Raw genomic sequence first — 22,055 nt, 5'->3', positions numbered from 1 at the left:
ATCCCGATTTTGAAGTCCTCGACGCTGCCGGCGTTCGCCGCCAGCCCTTGCTGCATGCTCACAGCAACCACCGTGCCAGCGCCGTCCTTACCTATAAGCTTATGATTACCCACAGCAAAACTCGGGAAAGACCGATCACGCCAGGTGTTTTGAACCTGACAGGATTGGTGCGGCGGTCCGAAACCGGACAACGACCGTGGGCCAAGGTGTTAGTTCCCACACGGTGACCAGAGGCTGATGCTGTTCGAAGCAATGATGTTTGATGAGCCCTCGGCACGCGAATTGGCCAACGCCACTCTAGGAGGACACGCGTCGAGGCATATGAATTGTCGGTACGCGGTCTCCCTCGCGTCAGACCGGATCGCGAGCCGAACCGAGGGCCATGCGAGTTTGTCGTTCGACCGCTCGCACAGACCGAAAAGATGCTCATGCTTGGCCCACGAACGCCAGGGAGCCAGCGGAGCCGCGGCGATATCATTTTGCTTCAATGGAAGAGATGGCAGGTTTCTAGAAAAAGAGCCGCTGCTGGATTTCTCCAACAGCGGCTTAAGTCTCGGGAGAAAGCAGACGACCGGTCTGCCAGCGGATCGGGTCTCAGCACAAAAGAATCGTCTCTTAACAGGCGGCAATGCGGAGATTTTTTATCGCGCCCCATGTCAAAATGGACACGCCGGAGAAGACGGCGTTGGCCCGCGGACTGATGACAATCGTCGGGGGACGCTGCAAGCCAGGAATGTCGTGTCCGATCGTGGCACCAGTTCACCTGCAATGTCATACTCGCCTGCCCGCGCCAAGATTGCCAACTGGGTCGCCGACCACAATATCCGGCGACCGCATTCGTCGCTGAAATACCTGCCCTCCACGGCCTACGCCGCACACCTCTCCATAACGGACGATCGGCTACGAACCTCGACCAGTTCCGCCGATCGTCCGCCGCTCCGCCCACGCCACTTGGCGTACAAAAACTCCAAGACTCTAAGCGCCGCTGGATGAACATTTTGTAGGTCACGCGGCAGCGATGCTGGAGTTTCCGTCTTTGGCTTTGCATAGGCCTAACGCAAATCCGCAAACGAGACAATTGTATGGAAGCGCGCAGGTGAGACGTTGGTACGTTTCGGACAGAATGAACTGTTATGATTTAAGCGACGGGATTGAAGATGAGGGATCTACGTTGCACTAGTCGTTCTATCCCAAATCTGATCGCGCCTCACGCGCGTTGTATGATACTGAGATTGCAACTTCAAAGTTGACGCAGTTCGCGGTTCCCTTTTGCGCAAAATAACGCTCCCAGCACCAAACGGTTCCAATCGAGGCAATTCGGACTATTGTAGCCATAGCCGAGACGGGCAGCTTATCGAAAGCTGCAGCCAAGCTTCGACTTAGTCAGCCCGCCGTCAGCGCTCAAGTTAAGCGATTACAGGGGCTCATTGGTGGGCAACTGTTCGTCAGAACAACGAATGGCACGACCCTCACAGACCTCGGCGAACTCGCCCTCCAGCAGGCACAAATAATACTCGAAGCCAACGACCAAATGCTCAGGCTTGGAGGTCATGGCAACGCGCCTGTTCATCGCGTTGGCCTAAGCAACCTCTTTGCTCAAAAGCTTCTCGAGCGGGCCGGAAACGACGACTTTTCCGATCTCTTTATACATGCCGATCATTCCAGCACGATCCGTAAGGGGTTGATCGAAGGCTACATAGACGTAGCCTTTATTTTGGCGCCATATGTCGATTCTGAACTTTCAAAGACCGTACTTGAACAACGGGCATTCCCGGCAGTCTGGGTTCGCTCGCGCGAGTTTGTTCTCAGTCCCGGCGCTCCTATTCCGATAATAACGCTTCCTGACCACGATTGGATGATTGGTCCGTTAGACAGGATGGGATCGGCTTACAAGGTTGTTCTTCACACCTCTGACTACTTGGTGAGGCTGTCAGCCGTACGCCTTGGCATCGGCCTAACTGCCCTGCCGTCCTTCTCCGTGCCTGACGATTTGGTTCGATCGCCTGAGTACTATTTGCCTCAATTGTCCGACCTCCGAGCCCTCATCTGTGCGAGGCCGGGGCTTCGAGAGGAAGTTGCGACCAGACTTGTGAAAAGGCTCATGAAGATATTCGACGACAAACATCAACAAACCGGTTAGCAGGTGGTCGCTAGGTACAGAAACTGAGATTGTCGATGACCTGATGCATAGCGAACAGCCGCCGGCGAGCTACTCGCAAGTCTGACAGTCTGGATCTCCGGGCGGCTTGCTCAGATCCCGCATTTTCGGCCGATAGCAAAGTCTTGAGCGTGCCGACAAGAACCTTGGTATGCGCCTTGCTTGACGAGGCAACAACACCATGTGCTGCGCACCGAGCTGGCAAATTGCATTCGCTTGCTGTCTGGCCCCAGACATGGTGTTCCGGATGTCAACCCATCGTGGGCAAAAGCGCGCGAACGAGAACCTGAATCGATTGATTGCCGGCCCTGCCTTCACGAAATTGTCCGCCATCTGAGGTCACGATGAAAGCTGCTCTCGTATTCGATTGGAACGGCACTCTGCTCGACGATGCCGATGCGGTGCTTCAAGCAACTAACACCATTCTGGGCAGCTTCGGCCGCGCCGCCATCGATATGCAAACCTTTCGAGACCAATTCGACGTCCCACTGTCCGTCCTTTACCGCAATCTCGGAATGTCAGCGCGCGAAGTCGAAACAGTGGATAGGGATGATAGCGCTATTTTTCACGACACCTACGAACCGCTGGCGAGCAAATCCGCTCTGCGCGAAGGCGCGCGCCGTATCTTGGAAACCGCACGTCAACAAGCCGTTTCAACCATCATCGTCAGCAACCACATCGTCGACCCCCTTCGTACCCAACTGCGAAGGCTGGGAATCGACGATTTCGTTAGCGAGGTTCTGGCCTTTGAAAGCCGCGCTACTCAATATAAAAGCATGAGCAAAGGCGAACGTCTTCGCCAGTATATGGAAACACACAATTTGAACCCGGGGTCAACCTTCATCGTCGGGGATATGCCGGTCGAAATGGACATTGCGCGCAATCTTGGCTTGACCAGCATAGCCATTACCGGCGGATTTGTTTCCGAGTTGCGCTTGCAGGCGGCGCAACCTGATTACCTTATTGATGACCATCACAAGCTGCTGCCCATTTTGCGAGACGGCGGCCTTTTTCCGAGACGCATAGTCGCTTGCGGACTCTTCTTACTGCATTTTGCGGGAACATCGCTCATGTCGGTGATGTTGGGCAAGGCCATAAGCTCAAGCTGGTCGATAACAGCATGACGATGGGGCATAGCGGCGGTCGCTTGCTAGTTTGCCGATGGCCTTCGCGTTGATCTTGCAACCTTACGCTCTCGTCAGTCGCGGTGCGACCAACAGCGGAATATTCCGAGACTTCGCTGCCTTTTTGCCGGGCGACGAACCAGATACTTTGCAATATCCATCACAAATGCCACAATGGATATTGATCGCGGCGTGCGATTAGCGAGCGAAACGGCGATAAGCGTGCCGGTTCTGATCGTCGCCGCGCAAAAATTCCATACCTCTGTTGCTGAAGGAAAAGGTGACTTGCCTCATCTCGCACTTTCCTAAAGGACAACGGATCACAGCGATGGGAACAATGGCCTCGCGATTTTCGGTAGTCGGCTATCTTCGTGCCGGTGCGACATATGTTGCGTTTTGCACTCCGATTCTTCTCCGACACGCGGTTCGACCAGGAAGGTTGCGCTTGCGGTCGATGGAGTGGTGTCACCGAACTCGGCCAATGCTCCGCTTAGTCCGCGTTTGACTCCTGGCGGAACATGCAAAAACGATGCTGAAATCTGTGCAGGCATCCGACGGTCGCCGAAAATATGCCCAAAAGATCAGGCGATTTCGGGTTGGTCGGTGTCCATGATGGCAGGGTCCCGGCCTAAATGACAATTGGCTGGCGTGAGTTTTTTTGCGACCGGCCATTCCAGACAGAGAGGAAACTCGCGGTGTCACAAGCGTTCATTCCGCATGCCACGGTCAAGTCGCGCATCGGCGCGATCTTGCGTGCCACCAGCGGCAACTTCCTCGAGCAGTTCGACTTTTTTCTGTTCGGCTTTTACGCCAGCGCCATTGGGAAGGCATTCTTCCCGTCCGAAAGCGAAACCGCTTCGCTGCTCAATACCTTCGGCGTGTTCTGGCTGGGCGCCTTGATGCGTCCGGTCGGCGCGATCGTGCTGGCAGCCTATATCGACAAAATCGGCCGTCGCCAAGGTCTGATCGTCACGCTCTCAATCATGGCAATCGGCACCGTGATCATCGCCTTCTGTCCTAGCTACGTGACAATCGGCATTGCCGCCCCCATCATCGTGCTCGTCGGACGGCTGTTGCAAGGCTTTTCCGCCGGCGTCGAGGTCGGAGGTGTTTCAGTCTACCTGTCGGAGATCGCAACGCCAGGCAAGCGCGGCTTCTACACCTCGTTCCAGTCCTCCAGCCAGCAGGTCGCGATCTTTGTTGCGGCGACCGTGGGCTACGTACTGAACGAATCGATGTCGGTTGAAACCGTGGCCGCCTGGGGCTGGCGTATCCCGTTCTTTCTCGGCTGCCTAATTATTCCGCTTATCTTCTTCCTGCGCCGGACGCTGGAGGAAACTCCGGAATTTCTAGCCATGAAGAGGCATCCCACCGCCCGCGAGGTCTTTGCCTCGGCGCTCGCGAGCTGGCGCGTCGTCATTCTCGGCATGATGGTCGCGATCCTGACCACAACAACTTTCTATTTCGTCACAGTTTACACGCCCACGTTCGGCAAGACCGTGTTGAAACTGTCCACCCAGGACGCGCTCTTGGTGACGCTCTTGGTCGCCGTAACCAACTTCATCTGGAATCCAATTGGCGGCGCCGTCTCTGATCGACTCGGCCGCAAGCCGGTTCTGCTGACTATTGCGGGCCTTGCGTTAGTGACCACTTATCCGGCCTTGCACTGGCTGGTAAGCGCCCCCACTTTCGGCAAGATGATAGCGGTGGCGATGATGTTTTCGTTCTATTTCGGCATCTACAGTGGCACTATGCTGGGTGCCCTTGTCGAGATTGTACCAGTGCATGTGCGCACAACCTGCTTCTCCCTGGCCTTCGCACTCGCCGCCGCCTTGTTTGGCACCTTCACGCCGTTCGCCTCGACCTGGCTAATCGACCGAACTTCGGACAAGGCTTCACCCGGCTTCTGGCTGATGATCGCAGCCCTGCTCGGCATCATCGCGGCACTTACCATCTATCCCGGGACCTCCAGGCCGTTGAGAGTTGCGAAACCGTCGCGCCCTGAACGGCCCAGCAAGGTTTTAGGCGTGCCGGCCACATCGCGTTAGCCAGCGGTCCCGACCACTCATGCCCAAGTTCGCCGATCACGTTACGGCCACAAGCAAAACTGTGGCCCTCGGCGGGATTTCCGCAGCGATCGTCAGGGTCCATATTGCGAGATGGGAGATTCATCCACCCGATCATCCTGGTCGATCCTGTCATCGACCGGTATCGGTGGGCTGCCAGGGCTGATGCGCCGCGTCGAAATGCCATGCCGATAGTGGGCGCTCGACTGGCGAGGCGTCTTCCACTCTGCCGAGCTGTTATTGCTCGAGCTAAAGCACTTCTTGCTACGTTCAGGCATGATCAGTCGCGCCCTGCGTTTTCGACCCATTTTGACCCCGAACAATTGATCATGCCCACTCTGCCTTATTCGTGGCGCATGCTCTCAAAACGCGCCCGTGAATGCGGCCGTGGCGCACCATGAATAACCGCTGTTAGGATCGGCAACAAAGCGCTCGCATCGGTAACGATTTCGATGTATGCGGCGTTGAAGATCGAAGCGTCCTTATCCGTGTTGGCGGACACGCGTGATCCGCTCCCTCGATGCCGACGCCATGTTGGATCGCCCTGAAACGCCGACGGCAATACAGGTTTGGCCGAATGGGCCTTGCCGGCCTGCCCCATCCGACGGCCGATGTGAAGCAGCCCTTCTGCATCAACGCAGGGGAGCAGCGATAGCTGGCGCCGGGCATGGCGGCGTTCGCTGAAGGCCCAGATCGATCCTTGTCCGCCTTGCACTGCAACGATGCCTCCTTATCAGCGCTGGCGCTCCTTTCCGCGGCGACGCGTGTGCTCCGATACTATTCCATCGCGCAGACTCTTCGGATCAGACCTCGCGTGCCAGTGTCGCAAGGTCGCTTTCGAGCTTGGGCTGGTGCTTGAAGATGGCGTCGATCAACGCTTGCGCCGGCTGCTCGGCGACCTCCACCAGCGCCGCTTTCTCAGCGCGCGCGGGGGGAGCGAACACCCGCTTGACGACGGTCGGCGAGCCTTTGAGACCGCATCTGGAGAGATCCTCAACGCCGGCGTCCTGCGCGCTCCATTTCGCGATTGGTGCGCGGGCGGCACGCAATGCGTCTGCCATGGCACCGCGGCGTATCTGGTTGGTCGCCTCCAGCATGGTGATGAGACACGGCAGTCTGGTGTGCAGGACCTGGACACCGCCTTCGGAGCGCCGCTCCGCTTCAATTGTGCGTGCGGTGAGATCCAGGGCTCTGACCTTGGCGACGTAGGTCAGCTGCAGCATGCCGAGCCGCTTCGCGATGCCGGGCCCTACCTGCGCGGTGTCGCCGTCGATGGTCTGCTTGCCCGTAAAGACGAGGTCTAGCGGGCCATACTCCTCGCCAATTTTTCGGATGGCGGTGGCCAGTGCATAAGTTGTTGCCAGGGTGTCGGATCCCGCGAAGCAGCGGTCGGTGAGCAATACGGCGCGATCGGCACCAAAGGTCAGCGCCTTGCGTAATGAGTCCTCGGCCGACGGTGGCCCCATTGTAAGCACGGTGATTTCGCCGCCAAACCGATCGCGCAGCTCCAGCGCGGCCTCGAGCGCGAAGAGGTCGTATGGATTGATGATGGTCGGTACGCCCTGACGCATAATCGTATTTGTTACAGGGTGCACGCGGATCTGCGCGGAATCGGGGACTTGCTTGATGCAGACGACGGTGTGCATGTGCTTCTCCAGAAGATACGACAGACAGCTGGCGAAGAGAGCAGCAAGTGTCGTACCAGTTACGCGACGCTTCAAACGATTGACGCCTAATGCAAAGGCTTATCCGCAGGTGGGTGCTGTTTAGCCCGCCGTTGCAGGACGACAACACTCCGACATTCGTCGTGGCTGCGACAGCGCCATTCAAGAGGCTTGATCTGTGGCTGATCTTGGCCCCAAAGAGCACGGCGCCTGAGACGCGCCGTGCCAGGGTCAATCCCGGTGCCGATCGAGCCCTCCGCCGCGACGGTCGCAGCGCGGCAGATGCCCAGGCTCCGGGTCAATTTACACTGAAATACCTTGTATCCCGAACAGCAAGTCGCCCGCTCGCCGGAGAGGCTGACTGTCTCTCGCGACTGCGGCTTTTTGGTTGACCGCGCCGAGCTCGGATAAATGTTGTCTTCGGCGCCCATTGGCGCTGATGCGGCGGACCGTACGCGATCGTGATCGGATCCAGCGTCCGAGACATCATGGCTTGATGTGTCAGCTATTCGCCGTCACTTGAATTGGTCGCCGTCCCGAGAAGCCGCCGGGTCCGAATAATGCCTTCAGAAGCGCTTGATCTCGACCCCATATTTCCGCAACGCATAGCCAATCTGGCGAGGCGTTAGCCCAAGCAGGCGCGCCGCCTTTGCCTGCACCCAACCGGATCTTTCCATAGCCGCAATGACACGTTCGCGATCGGCCATCTTCGCGCCACTTACGAGGGCTGCGCCGGCAGGCGCTAGCGGAGTCATCTCGCCGCCGGCCGGTGAGACCGGAGCAGCAGTTTCAATTGGCCGCGTGGCAGGCTTGACGTGCACTGGTACGGCCGCTCCCGGCTGGAGCGTCGTCTCGTCCGGTTTACTCTTCCATAGCATCACAGAAAGGCACTGACCGTGGCAACATGCAAAGTCACTTCTGAGGATCGACGGTCCCGGCGCGAGGGTCGCTGTGCGTTCCACGCAATTTTCAAGCTCACGGACGTTGCCAGGAAAGCCGCAGTTCATTAGCACATCGATCGCACTCGCATCGAAGGTTAGCGCACGGCCGTTCTCGCTGTTGAACATCCTGAGAAATTCGGCAGCGAGGAGCGGGATATCACTGCGCCTTTCGCGCAGTGGCGGCAGCAACAAGGGAACCACGCTGATGCGATAATAGAGATCCGCGCGGAACTCGTTCCTTGCCACAGCCTCTTCAAGGTTCTTATTGGTCGCGGCAATCACACGAACGTCGACCTTGATTGTCTGGTTGCTGCCGACGCGCTCAAACTCCTGCTCTTGCAAGACTCGCAGCAGCTTTGCCTGGAACGAGCCAGATATCTCGCCGATTTCATCGAGAAACAGCGTGCCTTTATCGGCAAGCTCGAAGCGCCCCTTGCGCGAGCTAAACGCGCTGGTAAAGGCACCTTTCTCATGACCGAACAACTCCGATTCCAGGACTGTCTCAGGGAGCGCTGCGCAGTTGAGCTTGATAAAGGGCCGCTTTGCACGCGCCGACAGCTCGTGAATGGCCTTGGCGACCAGTTCCTTTCCGGTGCCGGATTCACCGCGCAGCAGAACCGTGCTGTTCGATTTGGCTACCACCGCGATCTTCTCCAGCAAGCTTCGCAATGGCGGGCTGTCGCCAATGATCCCCTGGACATGAACCTTCTTACGCTCTCGCGCGGGCTGCCTCAGTTCGGACAATTGCTTTTGCAGCCTGTCCTTTTCCACCATCAATCGTTCGCGGTCGCAAGCGAACAGGCGATGCAGCTTCACTGTCTGCCCGACGAGATTGGCGATCATAGTGAGCAGCTGCACGTCGTAATCGAGCCGGACACTCGACCTGTTGTCCAGAATGCGGTCGATGGTTAGCGTGCCCACGACTTTCGCATCAATACGAATGGGGACGCCGATGAACGACACTGGCATGCTGTCGGAGGCCCCGAGCAAATTGATGTCCGCAGCAGTGAAGGCTGACTCCACTGTCACGTCTTCTGCGATGAGCGGCTTGTCCGTCGCCACAATCTGATCGATTGCCTTTTGCGGCAGGCGCATCCGATAGCGCTCATCGCTTCCTTCGCTCCAGCCGGCACCCACGGTAATCTCCGGCATTCCCTCTTCGTCGAAGAGCGACACGATGCCATGCCGCATCTGCACAAATGACTGGAGAAGATCAACGACGTTGGCTAGTGTGACTTCTAGCCGGCACGGGGCGGCGAGCACTTTCGAAATTTCGAAGATGCCGGTCAGCGCGCTCTCGCGCAACGGCGCAATAGACACCTCGCGGTCCGTATCTGACACTGAGTTAGGTCTTTCGCGTGCGGAAGCAATATGCAGCATGAGGAGGTCTCCGTTTTTTTGATCGTCCTCCCTGACACCTTGTTCGGGCTTGCTAGCTTCGTGTTGCATGTCATTCTCGCTGTAGCCTTCAAGTTGACGAGATGACACGGAAAGATAACACCTTTTCATGGCACGGCGGTAACCTTACGGTGCCTTGCTCTACACATTTCATTGTTGCGGAATCATCGCGCTAATTTGGCGAAGAACACGAGTTCGACTGATGTCGCTCAAATGCGCCGCGAATCGCCAGGTCTCACCGATTACAGATGTTGTCCGCCATTGATCGGAACCTCGGTACCCGTCACATAACTTGCCGCATCCGAGCATAAGAAGAAGATGACCTTAGCGACTTCTTCGGGTGTGCCCACCCGGCGCAACGGGATACTTGGCACAAGACGCGCTTCCGTTTCCGGCGATAACATGTCCGTTTTGATTTCGCCCGGCGCGATCGCGTTCACGCGGATGCCGTGCGGCGCATAATCGTGTGCCATCTCGCGTGTGAGACTCGCGAGCGCAGCTTTCGACGTCGCATAAGCGCTGCCGGCAAAGGGATGCACCCGCGAACCTGCGATTGACGTGACATTGACAATCGATCCTGACGCGTCTTTCAGCTCGTCAAACAGACCCTGCGCGAGCAGGATCGGCGCGACCAGATTAAGATGGAACACCCTCATCCAGGTTTCGACTGACGTCGCCAACGACGTCAGTCGGGTGCCATCCGCGCTTTTCGGCGAAATGCCGGCATTGTTGATCAATGCGTGCAACGGCGCGCCCGCGAGTCGTTCCTTGACCGCGCCGATCACGCGGGGCAGCATCCGATGGTTGCTGAGGTCGACCTGGACATGATCGTCGGCCCCTGAGTCCCACGGGCACCGCTTGTCATCAAACCGTTGGCGCGCACAAGAAATGATACGCCAGCCCGCTTCCGAAAACAGCTTGGCGGTGGCGTGACCGATGCCACGAGATGCTCCTGTCAGCAACAGCGTTTTTCGCTCCTCCTGGACGCGGGCTTTATCGGCGTGAAACGGGCAGCCCACGTCCGTCGCCGATACCGGATCACAGTTTAGTAGATCGGGACTCAAGCACGCCTCCCATCCCATAGCCTCGCCCGCGAATGCATTGCAGGATTTGGGCCACTGCCATACAGCGGAACGGCTCCACGGTCTTGCGGCTCAATGTCGCGCTTGCCAAAACGCTTGGACGATTCCGGACATCACGCGTTTGCTTTCCGACAGCAACAATGCACGACGCACGCAAGGTCCGGGCGCTTCGAAATTGTTGCGAGTGTAGATGGCCGGTGCGGTTCTTGCGCGTGTGAACTGGTTCCGTTCAGGGATCTTCGTTCTGACCCTGATGCACCGCTCGATCCTCGCAGAACCCGCGCCAGTTACAGCTGGGCGTTGCCCTCTCCTGATCGAGCTGGGCCACTTCATCCGCACGAGCGAGCAGACCAACCAGCAAAGGGAAACCGGCTCTTCAGGGCCCACGAACCGATGCGAGGAAATAGGTCGGCCGAGCTGGTCTCAGCAGTAGCGAACACAAAGCTGACGTTACCAGTCAGTAGGTAAGGTTCGCCTGCGACTAGCACTTGAATTCGTCGCGCTCTGCACCGTTTGGTCGAGCGGTGCCACTCGATCGCGCCAAATGATTGCGCGACCACAAAGCTGGCGCACTGGACTTCTGCGCTAACCCACCTAACCGATCACAAGATGCGCCGGCCCCCAGCCAGCAAGTTCCCGACTGAACCTCATCGGCACAGTTGAAGTCGCCTTCGCAGCCGCAAATTGATCCCTTTGACGGATCGGTCTGGTCTCATGTCACGAAGCCGCAAGCTCTTCCGACGCCTCTTCGATCAAAATTAAGCGAGTGGGATCGTTCAAATCGAACTCCATAATACGCGGTGCGAAGAGGCGAGCGTAGCGCGTGAAGGCACTCGTCGGGGGAAAACGAATCACGGTGTCGCATCGCCCAAGGAGATACATCTCGAGGAGAGCAGAAAATCCGCCTTCGGCCCCGAGCGCTGCACTGTGTAAAGGCCCGGCCTGAGGCTCCTGGAAACGTTTTGGGATAGTAAAGAGATCGGGGAATATGCCCGATAATTTGTCAAGAACTAGCGCGCTGTCCGTGCACAAGAACACCCTCACAGGTCTTTGATGCGGTAACGCTTTGGCCTTATGAATGGCAGTACACACCTGCTGCAAGGCGAGCTCCGGATCCGCCCAGTAGGGCGTATGTTCCATGATATCTTCGCCGTTGCCGTGGCGAACATGAACTCCGATTATGCTGTGCCCCTCAAAATGTTCGTGGTGGATGGCATCAATCCGCGCCTGAATTTCAGATCGCGGTTTGAGGCTCCGAAATATCTGCCGTTCGGCATCCTGGTCGCAGCGCCACATCAAGCAAGCGTCGCAGACCACAGTTTTGGCGTCACTATCTGCTCGGCTTTGAAAAAGCTGATCCAGCTCGTCACGCTCTCGGAATATCTGTTCATCTGGCCGATAGACGCAGTCGATCGTCGGCTTATTCCACCACGAGGGGAAGAACGGACCCGGAAACGACACCTGACTGATCTGGTCATCGCAAATGACCGGTACCCCAGCGATGTCTTGAACTGGTTCGAAGAACACTGGAAACGCGTTGATGAGTGGTTGATCGAGGTAACAGGAGCCTCGCCAGTCGATGGCTAGCGTCCGCCCGGTTCGCTGTGCATAACGCCAAGCTGCGGCGAGCGACCACAGGCAATCACCAAACCCTGTACGTCGTCGAGAAACAACGAACCGATCGTGCCTCGAGCCATTAACGAGCATTTGCGTTGCCTCGTTCCGGGATGTTGGTTGGATAAGATGAGTCACGTCAGGAGCTCCCTGCAGGGCTTGGCCCGAGGTGCCCGTCAGCGATCGCGATGCCGGCCTGCTGCGCCGATAGAACTTCATAGCACGGCTCGCCTGAATGTGATGAGCTCTCTCACTGCCTTCCGTCCTTCCGCGCTAAGAATGCTGCCGTAGCCGTACGTCATTTTGTCGGATGGCAATCCGCTCTATCAACTCGCGTCGGACTCGGCGGTCTCCCGAATGCTGAGGTACGGATACGATCACGTTCATGAGTTCCCGCTAGACTCCGCCTTGCCTTTGACTGCTGTCTCGACCAACGCGAGCAGCGCGTGGCGGATGCAGTCGAACCCGACGCTGCTCCCACAATATCCGTAGTTCCTTCACCAGAGCTTCACGCTTCGCCAGGTCGAACGTCGTTGCATCGAGCAGCGATCCGAGGACGGCCTCACCCTCGATTCTCATCAGAAGATCGAACAAGTCATGAGAGATACGCACGCTGTCACGGATCGAGTGTCCGCTCCGGATCTCGCAGACAGTTTCCTGGCGATCTTCGGCTGCGTAAGCGCGGACTCGATAAAGGGACGCATAAGGCGGCAATGACACCGCAAGTGCAGTCCAGTCTTCCAGCGTCGTGGTCCGCTTTTTGATCAGGAACGGCCCAACCACAAGTCCATCCAGGTCGGTCGTCAAGAATGTCGTGATTGCGTCAGAAACGGAATCCACGATCGGCTCGGCATTGTTGTTGAAGGACGTATTGAGCAGCACTGGGATGCCCGTGCGCTCCTTGAAGGCATGAATAACATCCCAATAGGCGGGATTTGTCTTGCGCGATACCGTTTGCAAACGAGCCGTACCATCAACATGCGTGATCGCGCCGAGCACGCTACGCTTGGAATCCCGCACGCGGACGACGAAGTTCATAAAGGGAAATTCGCGCTGGCCTTCCGGCAGCTCGAAGAACTCGCTCGCATCCTCCTCCAGCACCGATGGGGCGAACGGCCGATAGCCCTCACGCTTTTTGACCATTGCGTTGATCCGGTCCTTGTTTGCCGCCGGCCGCGGATCGGCAAGAATGCTGCGGTTGCCAAGAGCACGTGGCCCGAACTCGGAGCGCCCCTGGACCCAGCCGATCACGGCGCCATGAGCCATCCAATCGGCTGCACTGCCTGCTATGTCGTCACGACGTTCGACATCGAGGTGCCCTGCCCATGCATGCAGTTCCTGTTCTATGGCTCGCTCGCTTCCGAGATCAGGTCCCCAATAGACCTGCTGCAGACGCTCACGTGGGGCCGGCTTGCCCGCATCGTTAGACATCATCAATGCTGCGCCTAATGCGCAACCAGCATCGTGTGCCGCGGGTTGGACGAAGATGTCTTCGAAAAGCCCGGAATACAGCAGCTTGCCATTCACGGTGCAGTTGTGGGCTACACCACCAGCCAGGCACAAGCGCTTCATGCCGGTGGCCTCGCGATGGTGCCGCAGGATGTGAAACACGATCCGCTCCAACGCTTCCTGCAATGAAGCGCTCACATCTCGATGCTGCTGCGTGAATGGCATTCCCCTCCGCCGGACCTGGATATTGCGGAGCAATGTCGGTCCGATTCGGTCCAGGTGGACGCGGTAGCCACCATTATCCAACAGCTCGTAGAACTGCTCAAAGAGATCGCGGTAGGGAGCGGGATCCCCATACGGGGCAAGCCCCATCACCTTGTATTCGTCGAATAAGCCGTAACCGAGATAGCGAATCGTCTCGAGGTAAAACAGCCCTAGAGAGTTATTCTCTGGAAAGGTTTCCAGTTGCGTAATTTCGGTCCCAGACCCCACCGCCACTAGACCCGAGAGAAAATCACCGCCGCCGTCGATAGCAACAATCAGGCTCTGCTCGAACCCCGACATCGCAAACGCGCTCACGGCGTGCGCGTGATGGTGATTCACGAATGACACTCGCGATGCATCGACCTCAGTACCGCACTCCTGCGCCAGCAACTTCCTCAGCAACAGTTTGGCGTCCAACGGAATGGAGACGTCAGGCTGCGACACAAACAGGCGCTCGAGCATGGCATTGCAATAGGCCTCGGTCGCGTAGAACGCGATACGGTCGATGTCACCGAGCTGCACTCCAGCAGCTGCAAGGCAGTATCGGACCGCACTGCTGGGTAACTTGTTCGAGTGCTTGATCCTATTGAGGCGCTCCTCTTCGATGGCTGCTATCACGTGTCCGTCGCGGACGAGCACCGCAGCGCCATCGTGCAGAAACGTGTTCGGCAGCTCAAGTGGATTTTCATATACTTTGTCCAGCCCGCCGCTCAGTCCCAGGCACAGCATCTCGTTCTCCGTTTAATCGTCAAAGGCTAAACTACCGTTCCATCTAAGTTACCTTTACCGCCGCAGCCCGCTGAGTACGCGAGTTACACACCCCGACTACGCCTTTCTCAAGCTCCGTCCGACTTAACGACGCCCGATCAGCCGATCACAGTTCCGCTTTCCATCGCGCTGACGGATTGACTGGAGTGCTCCCTGACTCTGATTGATGTCGTCTTTCCGAGGACAGTTGTAGATCCGCGATTGTCGTATACTGCGGCGTCTCGAGCCCGCGCAGCTCACATCGTGGCACTGCATCAGTTGCATCTCCTTCGTGGCTGCGGAATGTCGCCTCAACGCATCAGGCGCCGACGAAAGAGCGCCGTCGAAACGAAGAACGGCAATACCGCGTAGACGCAAAGCGCACTAATATGCAGGGCGATGCCGCCGGCTGGCCGTCCAAGCATCACTGGGCGGATGAGGTCGACCGAATGCGCCAGCGGCAACAAGCCCGCCACGCGCTGAAATGCGCTGGGCAGTTGGCTCACCGGAAAGACTACGCCGCACAGAAACACCATCGGTGTGACGACAAGCGTCTGGTAAAACACGAAATAGTCATAGCTTGGCGCAAGAGATATCACGACCATAGCCAGACTGGCGAAGACGAACCCAGTCAAGGCGATTGCTGGCATCGCATGGAGAATGGACGGCCACTGTGCATACCCCAGCGCGACAGCGACAATCCCAATTGCCGTCCCGGCCAGGACGGCCTTGCTTGCCGCCCACGCCAATTCACCCAGAACGATGTCGCCGAGCGTAAGCTGTGTGGACAGGATTGCTTCCCAGGTGCGCTTGCTATCCATCCGGGCAAAGGTTGCATACATTGTTTCAAAGGTCGCGGCGGTCATGGCGCTGGTCGCGACCATGCCCGCCGCCAAGAACGCGATGTATGAAGTACCGTCAACGCTCCCCACGATCATTCCGAGACCAAAGCCGAGGCCAAACAGATTGGTTATGGGATCGGCGAGATTACCAAGCACCGATGCAACAGCAACCTTCCTCCATGCTAGGAAATTCCGACGCCATACCGCGACCCAGTTGTATGCGTTGGCGGGCATCGCCGCCGCGTAGCCTTCACCCATCGTTCATTTCTCCATCTCGCGCCCGGTCAACCGCAAAAAGACATCCTCGAGATTCGGGGGACGCTGCAGAAGGCGAAGATCCGCGCGCCCGCGCAGTTGCATGCGTACCTGCTCGGGATCCGGGCCGTAGCAAAAGAGCGTCTCGCCGCTCACTTCGATGCGCCGCGCATAAGGCCTGACCAGCTCAGCCAGCTCATGTGGATTACCGCCATAGATCTCGGTTACGTGGCAACCGATGTGCTCATCAATCAACGCGTGAGGCTTGCCTTCGGCGAGCTTGAGCCCATTCTCAAGCACGCAGAGCCGGTCGCATAACCGCTCGGCCTCTTCCATGAAGTGGGTGGTCAAAAGAATCGTCTTGCCGCGCGCCAGCAGCAATCGCAGGCGTTCCCAGATCAAATGGCGCGCGTGCGGATCGAGCCCGGTGGTCGGCTCGTCCATGACAAGCAGATGTGGATCGTTGATGAGCGCACGGGCCAGCGTCAGCCGGCGCTTCATGCCACCGGACAGCTCGGCGACGCGAGCGTCCGCCTTGTTCTCCAGGCGGGCAAACTCGAGCAGCGACGGCGCGATCGCCTCGACATTGCGCGCGCTCATGCCGAAGTACCGACCGAATACCAGCAGGTTCTCTCGTACCGTAAACTCGTGGTCAAGATTGTCGAACTGCGGGACAACGCCGATGCGCACACGTGCCACACGAGCGCGTGCCGGCACCGGCTCATCGAGTACCGTAATCGTTCCCGCATCGGGTGACATCATGCCAAGGACCATACGTGCGATCGTGCTCTTGCCGGCGCCGTTTGGCCCCAGCAGGCCGAAGCACTCTCCGCGCGCAATGGTGAACGACAGCTCGTTGACAACGATTCTGTCGCCAAACGACTTTTTTACGCGGGCAAGGTCGACTGCTATGGTGGACATCTTCGTCTTAGGCTGAAACAAGTCGCTCGGTCGACGATGGCTCCCTCACGACCGTCTTGGTCCAGAGCACGCCGTCGCACCATACATGTTCAACACGTCCCCATTGGCAGGCGGCTGCGGCATCCGGGAAGAATCCACATCCGTGGCGGTTGGCACTTGTATGACAAAGCAGCGGAATGCCCGTGAGTCGCTCATACTCGACAAGTAGCTCCGCGATCTTGTGTTGAGAGTTTCTCGAAATCGTCTGCAGTCGCGCAGATCCGTCCAGATGTACAACAGCGGGGATTTTGTCCCGCCATTCCGCCCGTGTCTGGTGATCGAAAAGCATGTAAGGGTCTGTCGTTCCAGGGGTAAAAATATCAGGCGCCCGATCTTCCAGGCAAATCGGCGCCACTGGTCGAAAGTGTTCGCGACGTTTGATGTCGTTGAGATGATCCTTCATTCCTGGCGACGTCGCGGCTGCGAGAATGCTTCTGCCACCCAAGGCCCGTGGTCCGAGCTCGGCACGCCCGGCAAGGAATATCACGGGCTTGTTGCTGGCGAGAATTGCGGCAAGCTCGTGCATGCTGCACGGCGCGGCCTCCCATTCTGGCGGGATCTCACCGGCTCGCAGGGCCGGTCCACTATAGACTGACCATTCCAGCGGGACGAATCCGTTCTGCGCCGCCATCGCACAGCAAGCGGCTCCGATCGCCGAGCCGCTGTCGTTCGGAAAGGGCGGCACCCAGACATCATCGAACAAGCCGGTAGCACGTAGTGCGCTGTTCCATTTGATATTGAGGCCGCACTCACCCGCTATACAGAGATTGCGCGCGCCCGGAAGCGACGAGTACCGCAACAAAACGAACGCGATTTCTTGAACGAGCAGACGTTCGAGAAACTCATGGAACGATGCGAGTACATCTTCGGGTCGCTTCCCGTTTAATCGCAGCGCGCTCGCATCGAAGAAATCGCGCATCGCCTCAAGTGAGGACCCGGCGTTGTTGATGTCCGCGCGGTAACGACGAGCCCGCTCCGTGTCGGCCGCAAAGCGCGTTTCATAGAGCTCCTGGAACACTGCCACGATGCCTTCATCGACAGACCCGAGAGCGATGTAAGCCATCAGCTTGCCGGCAACGCCTAGATCCCAATTGCCTCGGTTCGCCTGCCTGTACGGTCCGAAATGATGGCCCGCAGCAGCATAGGCATGACCTATGATGGGAAACAGACACTGAATGAGCCGCGCGCCTTTGCGTTCCACATAGTAAAGACGTGGAAGGATGGAGCCCTCCCATACAAGGCAGAACGCGGGTCGCCCGGCCTTTGCAAAGGGGCTGGTGCAGTATGCTGAGGCGACATGGCCCGTGACGTGCGGATAGCTTCGATAGGAGAACGCCTTGCTGCCGAGAATCAGGCCAAAGCCGTCGACACAATCGAGGAGGCCCTCGGCACGGAGTTCAACATATGGGGCCCCCTTGAGTGTGATAGGTACCGCCCCGCTGAGGACCTGGAATTCCGACTCGACCTCCCCGTTCCAGCCATCGATGACAAACTGGCCAATATCCCGCGGATCCAGACCATAATCCCCCAAGGCGGCGACAATTGCATCGAGATTATCAATGGCTTGATAGTGCGGATTATTGCCCAGCTTCTCCTGCTCGGTGCAAAAGACAAGCCGCCCATCATCGACAACAGCGATCGCCCCGTTATGCGTTAGTTTAATACCGCAGATGCGCATACTTCCGCCTTGCCTAATGATGGCAATTCGATTGCGCGGACTGCACCGGCTTCCGGACCAGGACGAGCAAGCAGTCTTCGTTAACCGGATCAGCCTGGCAATGCAGGCGCTCGACCTCGATCAACGTTTCATTGAAGATGGAAATGACTGTCTCGGCACCAGCAGCGTGCCCCCAGCGTCGGCATGTGTCATCACGCGCGGACCCGAAAACCAGAAGCCCATTTGGCGCCAGCATGCTCACCAGGTTCCGGATGGCCGCGCGCATCTTGGTTATGTCTTCGAGGTAGTAAAGAACCTCCGCCACGACGATCAGATCGAACAACTCCGCGGTGGAAAACTGTTGAACGTCGGCAGTTATCCACTTTATGTGCGACCACCTCTTCGTTCGTTGGCGCGCTCGGTCAATTGCTCGCGGCATGACGTCGACCACGCTGAGGCGTTGGCAGTGGGGTGCCAGCCTTTCCGTGAATGCGCCGGCCGCACATCCGACTTCAAGGGCATTCGTAACACTCCCTTTGGAAAGCGACATCCGAAGCATTTGTGCGTGACGCTCGTGCTCGAATGGATTGCCGTCGAGACGCCAGGGATCGTCGACCGCCAACGCACGCTCTAACAATTGATACGTCTTGTCTTCTGCCACGAGCCAATCCATGTATTTGCGATTTGTCTGATCACTCGCGACCGCAAGCGTTGTCCGTCCCCGCAACACTCAACGACCCGCGAGAACAATCAGTCGGACGAACTTCCCCACCAATTTCCGAACCTCCTGCAGCTTTTGGCCGAGCGTTTGGGTTCTGGACGACGACCTGTTCTTCAACTCCAGTTGGTGAGTTGGCGATCTTGCGCGACAGCCAATCGCTATTGCTTAATGTACAGAGCGCATAAGCTTTCACAGGCAGCAAAAGAAAGATGTTGATGGGTGTGTGCAGGGAAAACCCGATAAATCGGATCTGGCGAGCACGAAAGGCCGCCACGCCGCACCGAATCAAGGTCATTGATGTGATCGTCAGTCCTGTCCACCACGGCACCGTCGCTGTGACTGCGACCTGCGCGAGCGCAGTCAGTGATGACAGTGCGAGAAGTAAGGGGCCGAGATTCTGTCCGATCACGTCTAGCGTCAGATAGCGATCGAGGCCAGGCAGCAGGCGCAGCGCTAGCAACGTGTCGCGGAAAGTGCTCCGCGCCCACCGGAGTTGTTGACGCAGATACGGCCCTAGCCTGTCCGGAACGACCGTTGCGGCAATAGCGTCCGGGACGTACTCGGTTCGAAACCCGGCCTTCAGCATGAGGATCGTAAGATGGCGATCCTCTCCGAAGTCGCTCGGCTTTCCCCGAAAAAGCTGTGTTTCGTACTGATCTAGCAGCAGAACGAGCGCCGAGCGGCGATACATGGCACATGGGCCACAGCAGCACATAACCGCGCCGAACCGCGCCTGTGCCGCACGCTCTTCGTTGCAAGCCAACCAGTACTCCATATCGATCAACCTGGTCAGCCAGGTGTCGCTTCGGTTGCTAGCTGCCAGCTGCCCCATGGCCGCGCCGATCTCCGGGTTCTGCATCTTCAGTGCAAGTTTCGTGACCACGTCGGCGGCGATTGTCGTGTCGGAATCGACATTGAGCACCAACTCTCCAGATGAGCGGCGTATCGCGGCTATCTGCGCTTTCCGCTTGCCAACATTCTGGCGCAGCAGGATAAAGCTGAACCTCGGGTCGTCAGCGTAGGCGCTGTGCACAGGTCCTACAACATCGCGGTTTGCAGAACCGTCATCGATCACATAGACGCGCAATTGTCCGGCATAGTCCTGGCGTGCAATGGACTCTAGACAGGCCGACAGTGTTTTCGGGTCCTCGTTGAAGCAGGGAACAATGATGTCAACGCTGGGCGGACCTGCGTCGGTGTGGGCCAGCTCGTGCGACAGCGACGAACCGTCCGTCGGAAGAGCATAGAGTGCTTGCACGCTCTTGTAGACAGTCGAGAGCATCGCATAACAGGAGACGGCGACGGTGCTGGTTGTGGCGAGCAAGTCCATGGGGTGCCAATTTTTTCAGTGAAGTTGAGGAAGCGAACTGATTGCAAACCCGCGCTCATGCAGCGCGGGAATCAGATGCGAAAGCGCCGTGAGCGTCTGATCGCGCAGACCAGCATGCACCGACTCGCCAGGAGGACATCCGTCGTGCAAGAGCACAATTGCACCCGGTCGGACAGAGGCCAGCACTGCATTCACAATCGCATTGGCCCCCGGGCGGGACCAGTCTCGCGGGTCTACCGACCAGTGGGTCGGAGCAAGCCCAGCCCTTGCAGACGTGGCGAGCACCTCTTCGGTCCATATGCCATAAGGTGCACGTAGGTGACGCAGCGAAGCCTGCGGGCACGCCATGCTTATGACCCTGCTCGCCGCGAGTATTTCATGTTGCACCTCGGCGGGCTCGCATCTGGACAGATCTGGATGGGTCAGCGTGTGGTTTGCAACCTCGTGCCCTTCTGCGATCATTCGTCGGATCAATTGCGGCTGGTCCTCCGCGTACGCGCCGATCACAAAGAACGTCGCCGGTATCCGGTGTTCCGCCAGCACATCGAGGACATCCGGCGTCCAGCGCGGATTTGGGCCGTCGTCAAACGTCAAATAGACGTTTCGACTTCCGTAGGCGTCACCATACTCGCTACGCACTGCGGACATACAGTCGAGGTGCTTCACAGCTCTGGCCCGTTCCGATCGATGATGGCACCGGCCGGCCACTCGCTTATCGATCGTGCAATCGGCAGGATGACAAGGAGCGCGTCGTCGATGCGGGTAGGCGCCAAGTTGAGATACACATCCGGATGGGTGGAGCGTACCCGAACGCCGGACATCAGAGTCGCCAGCCCCTGCCGGCCAAGCAATCTTGTGATATGTTTCTGAAGCGCCGGCCGAACCGTACCAAATCCGAACGGCACGCCAAACTCCTTCAGTGCAGGATACATAACGCGCATTGAATGGCTGATTCCAAGTCCCTCAAGATCCGGTCGCACCGCGTACAGTCCCAGTTCGGCAACCAGCAGATCGACCTCGCCGACTTTGATGAAGCGGCGTAGTACGCCGATATGAGCGGCAACGCCGCGATCGTCGTAACCGATAACACGGACCTCGGGCCTCGCACCGGCCCAACTTCGACCGCCTTCGAATGGCAGCGCATTGAACTCGCCAGTCGGGCCGTAACTCTTTCGAAAAAACTCACAGAGTTCGACATGGTCGGTGACCTGCAGTTCGTTTTCCCAGCGCAGCTTCCACTGCACCTGAGAGCGCATGGAGAGACCTTCCGTGGATCCGGATACGGCAATATTCATGCGAAGCTCGCCTGCGCTATCGGTTTGAGAGCGGACTTGGTCACGTAAGCGCTCCTGAATTGCTGGTCAGGCGCCAGGGCACGCCGGCGCGCGGGAGGCGCGCTTGGCACCCGTCGCTAACATGGCTAGTGAGCCCGCCGGCTGAGACGGGATCCCAAGATGTGCGATCGTACAGCTTGAGGCCGTCGCCCCGCGCAACCGCGTGAGCACAATTGGGCCGGGACATGCCGCGAAGCCGTTTGGATCTCGAAAACCCGCCTACACATTGGAAATGTTCTGAACCGCCGAGGATGTACGTCAGCGCTGCGCAGTCTGACGAGCGGCTATCGACGTAGGCAATTACGTCAAGCGCGTGGACCACTGGCATCAAAGCACCCTTGCCTTCTCCTGCATTTTCAACACGCTTTGCCCGCGACGGACACGCGACGCGTTTGGCAAGTCGGAGACGTTGGCACGCGCAATCGGCGTCCGCTGTTTCATTCGCGACA

At 58.1% G+C, this 22,055-nt stretch carries 17 protein-coding genes and 2 pseudogenes; 6 read left to right on the top strand and 13 right to left on the bottom strand.

Features of this window, described 5'->3' with window-relative positions; all coding sequences use genetic code 11:
• Positions 1-783 precede the first annotated feature (783 nt).
• The 6 genes and pseudogenes from ACFFWD_RS07795 to ACFFWD_RS07770 form a co-directional block, all read left to right on the top strand.
• Positions 784-1,004: pseudogene (locus ACFFWD_RS07795) on the top strand (integrase core domain-containing protein); the annotation flags it as partial.
• A 302-nt stretch (positions 1,005-1,306) separates the two neighbouring features.
• Positions 1,307-1,474: pseudogene (locus ACFFWD_RS07790) on the top strand (helix-turn-helix domain-containing protein); the annotation flags it as partial.
• A 57-nt stretch (positions 1,475-1,531) separates the two neighbouring features.
• Positions 1,532-2,140 carry a LysR substrate-binding domain-containing protein gene (locus ACFFWD_RS07785; RefSeq protein ID WP_376963176.1) on the top strand — a complete coding sequence of 203 codons (609 nt, stop codon included), beginning with the start codon at positions 1,532-1,534 and terminating at the stop codon, positions 2,138-2,140.
• Positions 2,141-2,502: 362 nt separating this feature from the next.
• Positions 2,503-3,282 carry an HAD family hydrolase gene (locus ACFFWD_RS07780; protein ID WP_376963173.1) on the top strand — a complete coding sequence of 260 codons (780 nt, stop codon included), beginning with the start codon at positions 2,503-2,505 and terminating at the stop codon, positions 3,280-3,282.
• Between the two features lie 174 nt (positions 3,283-3,456).
• Entirely contained in the window at positions 3,457-3,591 is a 135-nt protein-coding gene (locus ACFFWD_RS07775) for a hypothetical protein (RefSeq protein ID WP_376963170.1), read from the top strand.
• Between the two features lie 386 nt (positions 3,592-3,977).
• Positions 3,978-5,330: an MFS transporter gene (locus ACFFWD_RS07770; RefSeq protein ID WP_376963167.1), complete on the top strand. Its 1,353-nt coding sequence runs from the start codon at positions 3,978-3,980 to the stop codon at positions 5,328-5,330.
• Between the two features lie 361 nt (positions 5,331-5,691).
• Here the strand turns inward: ACFFWD_RS07770 and ACFFWD_RS07765 are convergent, their stop codons facing one another.
• The 13 genes from ACFFWD_RS07765 to ACFFWD_RS07705 all read right to left on the bottom strand — a co-directional run bounded on the left by ACFFWD_RS07765 (position 5,692) and on the right by ACFFWD_RS07705 (position 21,567).
• Complete coding sequence (locus ACFFWD_RS07765; protein ID WP_376963164.1) at positions 5,692-6,063, bottom strand: hypothetical protein; 372 nt, start codon at positions 6,061-6,063, stop codon at positions 5,692-5,694.
• Between the two features lie 88 nt (positions 6,064-6,151).
• Complete coding sequence (locus ACFFWD_RS07760; protein WP_376963162.1) at positions 6,152-6,994, bottom strand: electron transfer flavoprotein subunit beta/FixA family protein; 843 nt, start codon at positions 6,992-6,994, stop codon at positions 6,152-6,154.
• A 584-nt stretch (positions 6,995-7,578) separates the two neighbouring features.
• Complete coding sequence (gene nifA, locus ACFFWD_RS07755) at positions 7,579-9,333, bottom strand: nif-specific transcriptional activator NifA (protein ID WP_376963311.1); 1,755 nt, start codon at positions 9,331-9,333, stop codon at positions 7,579-7,581.
• A gap of 260 nt (positions 9,334-9,593) precedes the next feature.
• Complete coding sequence (locus tag ACFFWD_RS07750; protein ID WP_376963159.1) at positions 9,594-10,433, bottom strand: SDR family NAD(P)-dependent oxidoreductase; 840 nt, start codon at positions 10,431-10,433, stop codon at positions 9,594-9,596.
• 717 nt (positions 10,434-11,150) lie between these two features.
• Positions 11,151-12,266 carry a nodulation protein NodZ gene (locus tag ACFFWD_RS07745; RefSeq protein WP_376963157.1) on the bottom strand — a complete coding sequence of 372 codons (1,116 nt, stop codon included), beginning with the start codon at positions 12,264-12,266 and terminating at the stop codon, positions 11,151-11,153.
• Positions 12,267-12,443: 177 nt separating this feature from the next.
• Positions 12,444-14,489: a carbamoyltransferase family protein gene (locus ACFFWD_RS07740; protein WP_376963154.1), complete on the bottom strand. Its 2,046-nt coding sequence runs from the start codon at positions 14,487-14,489 to the stop codon at positions 12,444-12,446.
• A gap of 329 nt (positions 14,490-14,818) precedes the next feature.
• A complete protein-coding gene (locus ACFFWD_RS07735) occupies positions 14,819-15,607 on the bottom strand; it encodes a nodulation factor ABC transporter permease subunit NodJ (RefSeq protein ID WP_376963151.1) in 789 nt (262 codons plus the stop codon).
• A gap of 3 nt (positions 15,608-15,610) precedes the next feature.
• Positions 15,611-16,525 (bottom strand): nodulation factor ABC transporter ATP-binding protein NodI, encoded by a 915-nt coding sequence (nodI, locus tag ACFFWD_RS07730; protein ID WP_376963148.1) that lies wholly within the window; start codon positions 16,523-16,525, stop codon positions 15,611-15,613.
• A 7-nt stretch (positions 16,526-16,532) separates the two neighbouring features.
• Entirely contained in the window at positions 16,533-18,242 is a 1,710-nt protein-coding gene (gene nodU, locus ACFFWD_RS07725; protein WP_376963145.1) for a nodulation protein NodU, read from the bottom strand.
• A gap of 13 nt (positions 18,243-18,255) precedes the next feature.
• Complete coding sequence (gene nodS, locus ACFFWD_RS07720) at positions 18,256-18,894, bottom strand: nodulation methyltransferase NodS (RefSeq protein ID WP_376963142.1); 639 nt, start codon at positions 18,892-18,894, stop codon at positions 18,256-18,258.
• 19 nt (positions 18,895-18,913) lie between these two features.
• Positions 18,914-20,272 carry a chitooligosaccharide synthase NodC gene (nodC, locus tag ACFFWD_RS07715; protein WP_376963139.1) on the bottom strand — a complete coding sequence of 453 codons (1,359 nt, stop codon included), beginning with the start codon at positions 20,270-20,272 and terminating at the stop codon, positions 18,914-18,916.
• A gap of 15 nt (positions 20,273-20,287) precedes the next feature.
• Complete coding sequence (gene nodB, locus ACFFWD_RS07710; RefSeq protein ID WP_376963308.1) at positions 20,288-20,920, bottom strand: chitooligosaccharide deacetylase NodB; 633 nt, start codon at positions 20,918-20,920, stop codon at positions 20,288-20,290.
• 14 nt (positions 20,921-20,934) lie between these two features.
• Positions 20,935-21,567, bottom strand: coding sequence for a NodA family N-acyltransferase (locus ACFFWD_RS07705; protein ID WP_376963136.1), 633 nt, complete (start codon positions 21,565-21,567; stop codon positions 20,935-20,937).
• Positions 21,568-22,055 lie beyond the last annotated feature (488 nt).

Source organism: Bradyrhizobium erythrophlei (genome assembly GCF_042430365.1).
GTDB classification, from domain to species: Bacteria; Pseudomonadota; Alphaproteobacteria; order Rhizobiales; family Xanthobacteraceae; genus Bradyrhizobium; species Bradyrhizobium erythrophlei.
The sequence above is the reverse complement of the archived record's forward strand: the minus strand, read 5'-3'. Positions and strand labels throughout refer to the sequence as shown.